Origin of the sequence: Prevotella sp. ICM33 (assembly GCF_000517825.1) — a bacterium.
Taxonomy (GTDB): Bacteria; Bacteroidota; Bacteroidia; order Bacteroidales; family Bacteroidaceae; genus Prevotella; species Prevotella melaninogenica.
Genome location: NZ_JACD01000071.1, coordinates 12,647 through 25,175 on the forward strand (window position 1 = coordinate 12,647; position 12,529 = coordinate 25,175).

Consider the following 12,529-nt stretch of genomic DNA (forward strand, 5'->3'; position numbering starts at 1 on the left):
ACTGCAAAGTTAATAACTTTCAAACAAAAATAACTATCTTTGCATTCAAACCAACTAATAATTGAAATATGTTTAACAAAGAAACCTATGTAAAGCGCCGTGCAGAGCTTAAGAAGCTTGTTGGAGAGGGTATTATTATTCTCTTTGGCAACAATGAGTCGCCTGCAAACTTCCCTGCGAATGGATATTATCCTTTCCGTCAGGATTCATCATTCCTCTATTATTTTGGTCAGAAACGTGACGGATTAGTTGGTGTTATTGACATTGACAATGACACAGAAACACTTGTTGGTGATGACATTGACATCGACGACATTGTATGGTACGGTAGCGTTGACTCTGTAAAAGATATGGCTGATGCCGTTGGTGTAGCCAACACTGTAAACATGAAGGGTCTAAAGACCATTTGTAACAATGCGTTGCGTGAGCATCGTAAGGTTCATTTTCTACCTCCTTATCGTGCTGATATTAAGATTCAAATATTCGACCTCTTTGGTATTCATCCTAATCAACAGAAGGAGTCAGCAAGTATGGAACTTATCCGTGCGGTTGTTAAGATGCGTTCTGTAAAGACACAGGAAGAAATTGAGGAGTTGGAGCGTGCTGCTGTTATCGGCTACAAGATGCACACAACTGCTATGATATTGGGTAAGCCAGGTGTAACTGAGCAGTTCGTTGGTGGTCAGGTTAGCGGTATCGCTAACTCATATGGTTCCATGGTATCATTCCCAACCATCTTCTCTCAGCATGGTGAGATTATGCATGGCAATCCTTCGATGGCAGTATTGGAGGCTGGTCGCCTTGCTCTCTGTGACTGTGGTGCTGAGACTGTCAACCACTACTGTTCTGATAACACCCGTACATTCCCTGTAAGTGGTAAATTCACTCAGAAACAATTGGAGATTTACAAGGTCGTAGAAGAGTGCCACGATGCTGCATTAAAGCTTTCTAAGCCGGGTGTTAAGTATATGGACGTTCACTTTGCCATTTGCCGTATCATCTTTGATCGTATGAAAGAACTTGGATTGGCTAAGGGCGACACTGATGCAGCTGTAGCTGCAGGTGCACATGCCATGTTCCTGCCTCATGGACTTGGCCATATGATGGGTATGGATGTTCACGATATGGAGTCTTTCGATCAGATTAATGTTGGCTTCGACGAAGAGACACGTCCTAACCTTGAGCAGTTTGGTACTAACTGCTTACGTATGGGTCGCCGCTTGGAAGAGGGCTTTGTCGTTACTGATGAACCGGGTATCTATTTTATCCCAGCATTGATTGACGAGTGGCGTGCAAAGAAACATTGTGCAGACTTCCTCAACTTCGATAAGTTAGATGAGTACAAGGACTTCGGAGGTATCCGTCTTGAAGACGATCTTCTCATCACCAAGGATGGTTGCCGATTCATAGGCAAGGATATTATTCCTTATCATCCACAAGATGTCGAAGACTTCATTGCAGCAAACCGAAAGTAATAAAACATTTAATAATTAATATTTACATCAAGGTTGCCGCAAGAGTATCACTCACAACGGCAACCCCATTTATAAGAAAAACTTATGAGAAAAACTTTTGTTGTAGCATTGCTCGCTTTGCTTGCGATAGGTGCTAATGCCGCAGACAAGAAAGAGGGTGCAACCTCTAACAAGCCTGTTTTTACTGTAGTAAAGCAGATTCCAATTACAAGTATTAAGGACCAGAACCGTTCAGGCACATGCTGGGACTATTCAACTCTTAGCTACTTCGAGGCTGAGATTTTGAAGAAGACTGGTAAGACATACGACCTCTGTGAGAGTTTCGTTGCTAACAAGACATACATGGAGCGCGCTATTCAGGTTGTTCGCTTCCATGGTGACTGCCAGTTTGCTCAAGGTGGTTCTGCATACGATGTATTGCACACCCTTGAGACTTATGGTATTTGTCCAGAAAGTGCTATGCCATTCCCAGGCTCACTCTATGGCGATTCATTGAACAACTTCAATGAGTTCTTCTCTTTGTTAGAGCCATATGTAAATGGTATTGCACGCAACAAGGCAAACAAGATTTCTGGTCAATGGAAGCAGGGCTTGCAGGGTATCCTCGATGCTTATCTTGGCAAGTGTCCAGAGACATTCACTTACGAAGGCAAGCAGTACACTCCAAAGAGCTTCGCTGCAAGCCTTGGTTTGAACTGGAGTGACTATGTAACTATTACTTCTTACACACATCACCCATTCTACTCACAGTTTGCTGTTGAGGTACAGGACAACTGGCGTTTCCCATTGTCTTATAACCTCCCAATGGATGAGATGATGCGTATCATTGATAACGCTGTCATGAATGGCTACACAGTAGCATGGGGTGGCGACGTTAGCGAGCCAGGTTTCACTCGTAAGGGTTTGGCTTACATGGTTGACGGTAAGAAGGTTGAAAGCATGAAGGGTAGTGATATGGCTCACTGGCTTGGTCTTTCTGCTGCAAAGAAGAAGGACATCATCGATTCACTCGGTGTAAACGTACCAGAGGTTGTTCCTACACAGCAGCAGCGTCAGGAGCGCTTTGACAACTGGGAGCTTACTGATGATCATGGTATGCTTATCTTCGGTATTGCTAAAGACCAGAACGGTAAGGAGTACTATATGGTAAAGAACTCATGGGGTGAGACTGGTGACTACAAGGGTATCTGGTACATGACCAAGAACTTTATTGCAGCTAACACCATGGACTACATGGTAAACAAGAACGCTATTCCTAAGGACATCCGCAAGAAGATGGGTCTCTAAAAGAATAAGACAAGTTGAATTGATAATAAAGAACAAGCCTTTCTGATATCATCATTTCAACAATCTATAAATCATAAACAATCCCGCTCTAATGATTTGGAGCGGGATTGTTGTTTTATTATCAATTGGGCTAATTAGGCTAATGCGGCTAATATCATAAAAAACAGAACCAAATAATACGCCACATAACATACTCATTTGCCATTTTTTTTGTACCTTTACGGACAGAAATAAAAACAATTTAAAATGCAATTTAAATGGAACTACACTCCACCTGCAGATACTCAGGTCAATGCGGCTAAAGACTTAGGGGAGAAATTGGGGATTAGTCCCATTCTCGCTTCGCTGCTCATTCGTCGTGGTATAACGACGGAGAGTGCGGCTAAACGGTTCTTCCGCCCACAATTAGCAGACCTCATCAATCCTTTCTTAATGAAGGATATGGATGCTGCTGTTGATCGACTCAATGATGCTATGGGTCATAAGGAGCGCATTCTTGTCTACGGAGATTATGACGTAGACGGCTGTACGGCTGTAGCGTTGGTGTATAAATTCTTACGTCAGTTCTATTCAAATATCGACTACTACATTCCCGATCGTTATGACGAAGGATATGGAGTTAGTAAGAAAGGGATAGACTTTGCTAAAGAGACAGGAGTAAAACTTATCATCATCCTCGATTGTGGAATCAAAGCAATTGAAGAGATAACCTATGCTAAAGAGCAAGGAATAGACTTCATCATCTGTGACCATCATGTTCCTGACGAGGTAATGCCGCCCGCTGTGGCAATCCTTAACCCTAAACGACCAGACGACTCTTATCCTTTTAAAAACCTTTGCGGATGTGGTGTAGGCTTTAAGTTCATGCAGGCATTTGCAAAGAACAATAATATTCCGTTCTCTCGTCTCGTTCCCCTACTCGACTTCTGTGCTGTCAGTATTGCAGCAGATTTGGTTCCTGTGGTGGATGAGAACCGTATTCTTGCCTTCCACGGACTAAAGCAGTTGAATCAAAATCCAAGCCTTGGACTGAAAGCTATTGTAGATATTTGCGGTCTGAATGGTCGTGAGTTGTCAATGAGCGATATTATCTTTAAGATTGGACCACGTATCAATGCCAGCGGACGTATGGAGAATGGTAAGAAAAGTGTTGACTTACTTGTTGAAAGAGAATACAGTTTAGCTCTCGATCAAGCAAAGCATATTGACGAATACAACGAACAGCGAAAGGATGTAGACCGTCAGATGACAGAAGAAGCTAACCAGATTGTGGCTCGCTTGGAAAGTCAGAAGCATCAGTCGAGCATTGTTCTCTATGATGAGCATTGGAAAAAAGGTGTCATAGGAATCGTTGCCTCTCGTCTGACAGAAATCTATTTCCGTCCGACAGTAGTCTTGACACGTGACGAGAACCTTGCAACAGGCTCTGCACGTAGTGTAGCGGGATTTGACGTATATGCAGCTATTAAGAGCTGTCGTGACCTCTTATTAAACTTCGGTGGACACACTTATGCTGCAGGACTAACCATGAAGTGGGCAGATGTAAAGGAGTTTCGTAAACGATTCCAAGCATATGTGGAAGAGCATATTGAACCAGAACAACGCGAAGCGATCTTGGATATTGATGCTGTTATTGACTTTAAGGATATCACAAAGAAACTGCATACTGATTTGAAACGCTTCGCACCATTTGGTCCTGGAAACCCAAAGCCTCTCTTCTGTACGTTAGATGTCTACGATTTCGGAACCAGCAAGGTTGTTGGACGTGAGCAAGAGCATATCAAGTTAGAACTGGTCGATTCTAAATCCAATAACGTAATGAATGGTATAGCCTTTGGACAGAGTGCCTCTGCCCGCTATATCAAGTCGAAACGCTCATTTGACATAGCATACACCATTGAGGATAATGTCTTTAAGCGTGGAGCAGTACAATTACAGATAGAGGATATTAGACCAACTGAAGAGTCTTGATGGTTGATTGAATTTTATTAGTAGTATTCGAACGAATAGGCTTCCTTCAAGCCCCTAAAGTTCAAACATCAAAGTTCAAAGTCAAATGTCCTACCTTGACATTCTTCATCAATATTGGGGCTATCCTGACTTTCGCGGTATACAGAAAGATATTATCGAAAGTATCGGTTCAGGAAAGGATACCTTAGGACTAATGCCAACAGGAGGAGGAAAATCTCTCACCTTCCAAGTGCCAGCATTAGCCCAAGAGGGAGTATGCTTAGTCATTACTCCTCTTATTGCATTAATGAAGGATCAGGTTGACCATCTTCGTCATCAAGGGATCACGGCTGCTGCGATTTATTCAGGTATGCGCCATGATGACATCATTACTACTTTAGAGAACTGTACCTTTGGAGGGATAAAACTACTTTATATTTCTCCTGAGCGTATAGGTTCTGATATCTTTCAGGCTAAATTAAGACATATAAAAGTGAGTTTCATCACTGTTGATGAAGCCCACTGTATCAGCCAATGGGGATACGACTTTCGACCTTCTTACCTGCAGATTGCAAACATTCGAAAGTTAGTTCCCAATGCACCTATCCTCGCTTTAACAGCAACTGCCACACCAGAAGTTGTTGATGATATCCAAGACCGTTTAGGTTTTAAAGAGAAGAATGTCTTCCGAATGAGCTTTGAACGTAAGAACTTAGCTTATGTCGTACGCCAGACTGAGGACAAAGAGGCAGAGATGGTACATATCCTGCAATCTATACCTAAGGCGGCTATCGTCTACTGCCGTAGTAGAAAACGCACGAAGGAGATTGCGCAAATGCTCACAGAACATGGAATCTCGGCTACATGGTATCATGCAGGCTTAGAACCTGGCGTTAAAGACCAACGGCAGAACGACTGGCAGAATGATAAGATACGCGTTATGGTTGCTACAAATGCTTTTGGTATGGGTATCGACAAACCTAACGTACGTGTGGTTATTCATATCGATAGTCCAAGTTCCTTGGAGGCGTACTTCCAAGAGGCGGGACGTGCGGGACGTGATGGCAATAAAGCATATGCTGTACTCCTTTATAATGGGCACGACAACCGTACGTTGCAAAAACGCATTGAAGATACCTTCCCTCCTAAAGACTATATCCAGACAGTATACGAACACTTAGCCTACTTCTATCAGATAGGTGTTGGAAGTGGCTATGGATGTATCTTTGAGTTTCCTATTGACAAGTTCTGCAACACCTTCAAACATTTTCCAATACGTGTAAATGCTGCGCTAACAATTCTTCAACGAGCTGGCTATATTGATTATGAGCAGAACCCAGACACCAAGGCACGTGTTCGTTTCCTGTTGAATAGAGATGACCTCTACCGACTGGACTCACTTACTGACAAGGAGAATGATGTCGTCACTGCCCTACTCCGTAACTATGGCGGTTTATTTTCTGACAGTGGATATATTGATGAAAGCTATATTGCACAAGAAGCTGGACTCGACAGAAACCAAACCTATATGGTATTGGTTAATCTAAGCAAGAAACGTATTATCAACTTCATTCCACGTAAGAACACACCACTAATCAGCTACACACAAGACCGTGTTGATGGTGTTGACGTTATCCTTAACAAGAGTGTGTATGAGGACAGAAAGGAGCAATTCATAAAGCGTATCAATTCTGTTATTAATTATGCACAGAATGAACGAGTATGTCGCAGTAGACAACTACTATCTTACTTCGGGGAAACGAAGTCAAAAGACTGTGAGCAATGTGATGTCTGCCTTTCACATACCCAAGAGGATGATACGGATGAGAAAGAGCTTATCAGAGAACAGCTACTAACTTTCTTAGCAGATGGCCAAAAGCACCCTATAACAGAGATTCGACAGTTAAATGACGATTGGGATTTTGTACAACAAGTAATGCGAGAAATGGTTTTGGAAGAGGAAATCCTTATGGATGGAAGTTTCTTACTTCTACCCTAAACTAATTTTATTCTTTCAAAGACAGATATCATGATTATTAAAATTATTCATCAACTCATTAAAGTTTGAACTGATCAAACTTATAACAAGAACAGAAACACTACACTTCTAACAAGTTTATTTTAAATTACGTTTGCTGTCATTTTAACATATAGAGATAACTCATTATAAAACAAGTAATTATACATCTATAATAAGTGACACGAGTGACAGCAACTCTTAAAGCCAAATTTTATTAGATTACAACACGTCTAATTCTGTACCGTAGGTATTGTTTCCTAACGACCAATACGAGTTAAACAAATTGTACCCTACAACGACACACTTCCGTCTCTTCTCTTTCCACATTACTCTTTGTTATTCTTACATTGAAGTCGGTCTCCGTTTCTCGCTGCTCCCGATAGAAGTGAAGTTTATCACCTTGATGTGATTCAGCAACATAAGCTATCTCAAAACGTTTGATACGATGTTGCTTATACCAAGCCACGTCCCACAAGTCTAACATATGCTCGATATATTTGACTGAGTTAATATGTCCATTGATATCAACATCATTATAATAAGTGTCTATTGAACGAACAGGAGTGGCATCAGCAGACATCTTCACACGTGATGACTTCTCTATTGGACAAGAATATTCTGTTTCTATATACTCGGTTATCAAACCACCGCGAACAGCAAGAATGTCTGCAGGCTGACGTGTGTCAAGGTCTATCATTGCCCAGACACTCTTACCATAGCCATAAACATGCCCTGTCTCACCAATAACCTTAAAGTTACGGCTTGTAAAGGATTTCAAAGCACTATCGACCCAAGTCTCTACAAAGAACTTATCATATGCCTTCGGCATTTCTTCCATCTCAATAGCCAAACGGCTCAACACCCATGTCTTATTAACTGTATTGAGATAGTTCATACCATAACCGCGGTCGTTGCTATGAAAATCGGCTGCATTCAACATATGATTGCCTAAATGCCCCATAAACAAATGATTGGAGAAGTCGCAATGGAACGGCTCCGCCAAAAAATCATATCTACCTATCTTTGATAACTTTTCCATATAACTCTTTTTACACTAACAAGTTATTACAAGCAGTTATACCACTTTGCTTATTTTATATAACGGAGAATCAGTAAGATTATTCTATTATTTGCAAGGAAAACTAAAATGTCATCCTTATTAATAAACCTTATTAAGAAAAACTACACATATAAACAAAACAAAAGAGGATGCACCTAAAAGATGCATCCCCAATATTTATCGTTCGAAGGATAATCCTTCTTAACCTATTCGGTTAGATTACTTTACGTAAACAACTGCAAGACGGTTAGAAGTTACACCCTGTACACCCTTACCTGTTGACTCGTCAACGATAACACCACGACCCTTGAGGTAGTTAGCAACTACGTCAGCACGAGCCTGTGAGAGACGATCGTTAAGTTCCTTAGAACCCTCTGGAGAAGCTGTACCAACAACCTGAACGTGAACACCCTGCTTAACGTTGTTAAGAGCAGCCTTAGCGTCCTTTGTAAGAGCAGACTTACCCTGAGCGAATGTTACGAATACGAGGTCAGATACAGTGAACTCCTTAACCTTAACAGAAGGAACTTCCTTAACGACTTCCTTAACGACCTCCTTAGTGATAACCTCTGGCTTACGGTTGCGGAGCTCGTTGATCTGTGCGTTCAAAGCATCGATCTCAGCCTGGTCACGTGAAGTAGCGATTGTGAAGTTGTGTGTACCGTTAGAGTTAGCAAACTTGTAAACGAGACCAGCATTCAACTGAACGAATGAGTTGTTGATGTTGTAAGCTGGCTGACCTGCCTGACCTGTTGCCTTGTAACCATAGTCTGCGTGAACCTCTGTGAAGACAGGACCTGCTGCACTAGCAGATACGTTGTGTGAGTTAGACTGGCCCAAGAATGCGAAGTTGATAGAAGGCTCTACATAGAACTGGAACTGCTTTGCTGAACCGAAGTTGAAAGCGAAGTCAAGAGCAGCCTTAGAAGTCATACGGTTACGATTCTCTGATGTAGCAGCCTTTAAGAACTTGTTGTTAGAGAATACGTGCATCCAACCAAGACCATAGAGTGCGCTAACCTCGAATGTACGTGGCTCACCCTTATAACCACCGAACCAGTTGCTAAGGTTTACAGTACCGAGCAAGCTTGCGTTAGTAGCGCGAACTACTGTACCTGTAGAACCCCAAGGCTTGTTTGAGAAGTATGCGTTACCCTCAATAGCAAGACCGAATACTGGAGTGAAGTAACGACCGATACGGATACCAGCGTTTGGATCGAGGTCGCTCAACCACTTGTGACCAGTTGTCTTTGTTGCAACACCACCGTTAATACCAACGTAGATGTTATCAAATGTCTTGCTCTCTGCTACAGTCTGAGCAGAAACAGATGCTGCCATAGAAGCAGCAGCCAACATTAAAACTAACTTTTTCATTGTTTTCTCTGAATTAATTAATATTTGTAAAATCTATAATGTCAATGTTTTAATCTCGGTGCAAAGTAATAAAAAAATAATGAAACAACCAAATTTTTTAGAGAAAAAATCTGCACAGCACCCTATATTATGAGCAAAAGCAACCACAAAGAAGGAAATAAAGAACAATGTTTATGTTTTTTTCGACTTAATAATCCAATAATATATAAGGATATAAAGCAAAACGGTGCCTTGTAGGGACTTTCTTCTGCGCTATTTATAGAGTTATTATTGCCCTATAAAGATTAAATTGCATATCCTTTCTCATTAAGAAACAGCTTTAAAATAGATAACATTTGGTTACCTTTTATAAAAGTAAGAAAACGTATCATATAAATTAGCTTGTTTGTTACGACCGAATAGCTCTTTTTAATAAAAAGCAAATGAGCCTGCCCTCTATCTTATATAGCAAGCAACTTAACGCTCAGCACCATTCGTGTTTACCATCAGCACGACATGTGCGAAGCAATAACACCACACGTGCGAAGCAATAATACGTCAAAATGCTATTACCTATAAGCAAAGAAAAAAGGGACCCGTAGCATCACTGCTTAGGTCCCTTTAACAAATTAGAGAGTTATAAAAAATCAGGTTCACTTTCATCATTACCACAGAGGACTCTGTGGCAATGCGATTCGATTACTGCTGAGCAATAATTTTCATACCCTCCTCCACTGCTTCCATATTCAGTGGAATGAGTTTATGGTGGCGTTCTGGCAGACTCTTGAAGAGCGCCTTCTTGAGTCCATCGGTGCTGACTACAGGACAAACCTTAAGCAGACCACCTAAGACAATCATATTAAACACCTTTGCATTCTTCATCTCAGCAGCCTTATCCATTGCATTGATACGATAGACTGTGATGTCCTTACGAGTAGGTGGATTGAAGACTCCATAACCATCATAGATAAGTAAACCGCCTGGCTTAACCTTTGGTTCGAACTTATCCAATGAAGGCTGGTTCAAAACAATCGCTACATCATACTTGCTGAGAATAGGAGAAGAGATACGTTCATCACTTACAATGACAGTAACGTTGGCTGTACCACCACGCTGCTCTGGACCATAAGCTGGCATCCATGTTATCTCCTTATCTTCCATTAGTCCCGAATAAGCCAGAATCTTACCCATAGAGAGTACGCCCTGACCACCGAAGCCACTAATAATTATCTCTTTTTTCATATTACACCTTTATTTATATAGGAGACGACTTAAAGACCTGTAGTGTCTTTCAAATCTCCCTTTTCATATTCAGGGAACATATTCTCACGCATCCACTCGTTAGCCTTTACAGGAGTAAGTTTCCAACCACTATTACAGGTTGCAACAATCTCTACTAACGAGCTTCCCTTTCCTTGCATACTTGCTTCAAACGCTTTGCGAATAGCACGCTTTGCTTTATTGATTGAAGCAACGGTGTCAACACTCTGACGAGTTACATAGCAGGTTCCTTTCAAGTGACTTGCTAACTCCGTAATGTTCAGATTATAGCCATGCAATTCTGGCTCACGACCGTATGGACAAGTTGCAGTCTTCTGACCCATAAGCGTTGTAGGCGACATCTGACCACCTGTCATACCATAAATGGCATTATTAATAAAGATAATTGTAAAGTTCTCACCACGGTTCAAAGCATGGAGTGTCTCTGCTGTACCAATACAGGCAAGGTCACCATCGCCCTGATAAGTGAATACCAAACGATCTTCCCAAAGGCGCTTAATACCCGTTGCTACAGCCGGAGCACGACCATGAGGAGCCTCCTGCCAGTCGATATCAAGATAGCGATAAGCAAACACGGCACAGCCAACAGGGCATACACCAATCGCCTTATCACTCATTCCCATATCTTCGATTACTTCTGCAACTAATTTATGAACCACACCATGTGAACAACCTGGACAATAGTGCATTGTCGTATCGTTCATCAAAGTAGGCTTCTTATACACCAGATTCTCAGGTGAAATGATATCATTTGCCATAATATACGTCCTCCCTTCTTACTTTACTAACTTTTCCTTGAGCGCCTTAACAATCTCTTCAGGGTCAGGAACGATACCACCTAAGCGGCCAAAGTGCTCTACTGGTAATGCTCCGTTAATAGCCAAACGTACATCCTGTACCATCTGACCAGCATTGATTTCACTTACCAACACACCCTTCTTACCCATGCACAACTCTGCAAGTTGCTTGCTTGGGAAAGGCCATAAAGTGATTGGACGGAACAAACCGACCTTTAATCCTGCCTCACGAGCTAACTCAACAGCCTTCTCGCCGATACGTGCAGCACTACCGAAACTAACGATAATATAATCTGCATCTTCGCACTGTTGGGTCTCAAAGCGTACCTCATTCTCACGAATCTGACGATACTTCTCCTGTAAGTGGAGGTTTCTTTCTTCCATTATCTCTGGTTTCAATTCCAAAGAAGTAATGATATTAGGATTGCGATCAGCTGTACGACCCATAGAAGCCCAAGGGCACTCCTTGCGGATTTCCTCCTCTGTGCGACGCGGTTTCTGTGGAGGAAGAACAACCTTCTCCATCATCTGACCAATCACACCGTCAGAAAGAATCATTGCAGGGTTACGATACTTGAATGCTAACTCGAAAGCCAAGTCAACAAAATCAGCCATCTCCTGTACAGAATTTGGCGCCAATACAATCACATTGTAATCGCCATTACCACCTCCACGTGTTGCTTGGAAGTAGTCACTCTGACTTGGCTGGATAGTTCCAAGACCTGGACCACCACGCTGAACGTTAACAAAGACGCCTGGAAGTTCTGCACCAGCCATATAGCTGATACCCTCCTGCATCAAAGCTACACCAGGTGATGAGGAACTTGTCAGCACACGCTTACCAGCGCCAGCACCACCATAAATCATATTGATTGAAGCCACCTCGCTCTCAGCCTGAAGAACAACCATACCCGTTGTCTCCCAAGGCTTCAATGCTGAAAGTGTCTCAATTATCTCACTCTGAGGAGTGATAGGGTAACCAAAATAGCCATCAGCACCGCAGCGAATAGTTGCATGAGCAATAGCCTCATTACCCTTCATAAGTTTTACATCTTGTTCTGCCATAATTATTCCTCCACTTTTTTACGATAGACTGTGATACAGCCATCAGGACAAACCGTAGCACAAGCAGCACAACCAATACAATCATCTGGTCGTGCAGACTCTGTATACGGATAGCCGTGGACATTAACCTTTTTCTGAGCCAAAGCAATAACATCTTTCGGACATGCAACGATACACAACTGGCATCCTTTGCATCGATCTGTGTTTACCACAATGGCACCTTTCATCTTGCTCATAGTTT

General features: G+C 42.0%; 10 protein-coding genes. 4 read left to right on the forward strand and 6 right to left on the reverse strand.

Annotated features, from left to right (window positions below; translation table 11 throughout):
* Positions 1 to 68: 68 nt before the first annotated feature.
* The 4 genes from HMPREF1505_RS07940 (at position 69) to HMPREF1505_RS07955 (ending at position 6,711) form a co-directional block, all read left to right on the forward strand.
* Positions 69 to 1,475: an aminopeptidase P family protein gene (locus tag HMPREF1505_RS07940; protein WP_036924407.1), complete on the forward strand. Its 1,407-nt coding sequence runs from the start codon at positions 69 to 71 to the stop codon at positions 1,473 to 1,475.
* A gap of 84 nt (positions 1,476 to 1,559) precedes the next feature.
* Positions 1,560 to 2,762, forward strand: a complete 1,203-nt coding sequence (locus HMPREF1505_RS07945; protein WP_013264266.1) for an aminopeptidase C — start codon at positions 1,560 to 1,562, stop codon at positions 2,760 to 2,762.
* A gap of 246 nt (positions 2,763 to 3,008) precedes the next feature.
* On the forward strand, positions 3,009 to 4,733 hold the full coding sequence (gene recJ / locus HMPREF1505_RS07950; protein ID WP_036924408.1) for a single-stranded-DNA-specific exonuclease RecJ: 1,725 nt from the start codon (positions 3,009 to 3,011) through the stop codon (positions 4,731 to 4,733).
* 85 nt (positions 4,734 to 4,818) lie between these two features.
* Positions 4,819 to 6,711 carry an ATP-dependent DNA helicase RecQ gene (locus tag HMPREF1505_RS07955; RefSeq protein WP_036924410.1) on the forward strand — a complete coding sequence of 631 codons (1,893 nt, stop codon included), beginning with the start codon at positions 4,819 to 4,821 and terminating at the stop codon, positions 6,709 to 6,711.
* Positions 6,712 to 7,006: 295 nt separating this feature from the next.
* Here the strand turns inward: HMPREF1505_RS07955 and HMPREF1505_RS07960 are convergent, their stop codons facing one another.
* The 6 genes from HMPREF1505_RS07960 to HMPREF1505_RS07985 all read right to left on the reverse strand — a co-directional run bounded on the left by HMPREF1505_RS07960 (position 7,007) and on the right by HMPREF1505_RS07985 (position 12,524).
* Positions 7,007 to 7,771: an acyl-[acyl-carrier-protein] thioesterase gene (locus HMPREF1505_RS07960; RefSeq protein WP_036924413.1), complete on the reverse strand. Its 765-nt coding sequence runs from the start codon at positions 7,769 to 7,771 to the stop codon at positions 7,007 to 7,009.
* A gap of 240 nt (positions 7,772 to 8,011) precedes the next feature.
* A complete protein-coding gene (locus HMPREF1505_RS07965) occupies positions 8,012 to 9,166 on the reverse strand; it encodes an OmpA family protein (protein WP_036924416.1) in 1,155 nt (384 codons plus the stop codon).
* Between the two features lie 678 nt (positions 9,167 to 9,844).
* Positions 9,845 to 10,387 carry a 2-oxoacid:acceptor oxidoreductase family protein gene (locus HMPREF1505_RS07970; RefSeq protein ID WP_013264500.1) on the reverse strand — a complete coding sequence of 181 codons (543 nt, stop codon included), beginning with the start codon at positions 10,385 to 10,387 and terminating at the stop codon, positions 9,845 to 9,847.
* Between the two features lie 29 nt (positions 10,388 to 10,416).
* Positions 10,417 to 11,184 (reverse strand): thiamine pyrophosphate-dependent enzyme, encoded by a 768-nt coding sequence (locus HMPREF1505_RS07975; protein ID WP_013264800.1) that lies wholly within the window; start codon positions 11,182 to 11,184, stop codon positions 10,417 to 10,419.
* 18 nt (positions 11,185 to 11,202) lie between these two features.
* A complete protein-coding gene (locus tag HMPREF1505_RS07980) occupies positions 11,203 to 12,288 on the reverse strand; it encodes a 3-methyl-2-oxobutanoate dehydrogenase subunit VorB (RefSeq protein ID WP_009012057.1) in 1,086 nt (361 codons plus the stop codon).
* 2 nt (positions 12,289 to 12,290) lie between these two features.
* Complete coding sequence (locus HMPREF1505_RS07985; protein ID WP_004360126.1) at positions 12,291 to 12,524, reverse strand: ferredoxin family protein; 234 nt, start codon at positions 12,522 to 12,524, stop codon at positions 12,291 to 12,293.
* Between the last annotated feature and the right edge of the window lie 5 nt (positions 12,525 to 12,529).

Excerpts from the sequence above, each read along its gene's own strand:
- recJ (WP_036924408.1), top strand. The coding sequence starts at position 3,009 with ATGCAATTTAAATGGAACTACACTCCACCTGCAGATACTCAGGTCAAT.
- HMPREF1505_RS07955 (WP_036924410.1), top strand. The coding sequence starts at position 4,819 with ATGTCCTACCTTGACATTCTTCATCAATATTGGGGCTATCCTGACTTT.
- HMPREF1505_RS07945 (WP_013264266.1), top strand. The coding sequence starts at position 1,560 with ATGAGAAAAACTTTTGTTGTAGCATTGCTCGCTTTGCTTGCGATAGGT.
- HMPREF1505_RS07975 (WP_013264800.1), bottom strand. The coding sequence starts at position 11,184 with ATGGCAAATGATATCATTTCACCTGAGAATCTGGTGTATAAGAAGCCT.
- HMPREF1505_RS07985 (WP_004360126.1), bottom strand. The coding sequence starts at position 12,524 with ATGAGCAAGATGAAAGGTGCCATTGTGGTAAACACAGATCGATGCAAA.
- HMPREF1505_RS07960 (WP_036924413.1), bottom strand. The coding sequence starts at position 7,771 with ATGGAAAAGTTATCAAAGATAGGTAGATATGATTTTTTGGCGGAGCCG.
- HMPREF1505_RS07980 (WP_009012057.1), bottom strand. The coding sequence starts at position 12,288 with ATGGCAGAACAAGATGTAAAACTTATGAAGGGTAATGAGGCTATTGCT.
- HMPREF1505_RS07940 (WP_036924407.1), top strand. The coding sequence starts at position 69 with ATGTTTAACAAAGAAACCTATGTAAAGCGCCGTGCAGAGCTTAAGAAG.
- HMPREF1505_RS07970 (WP_013264500.1), bottom strand. The coding sequence starts at position 10,387 with ATGAAAAAAGAGATAATTATTAGTGGCTTCGGTGGTCAGGGCGTACTC.
- HMPREF1505_RS07965 (WP_036924416.1), bottom strand. The coding sequence starts at position 9,166 with ATGAAAAAGTTAGTTTTAATGTTGGCTGCTGCTTCTATGGCAGCATCT.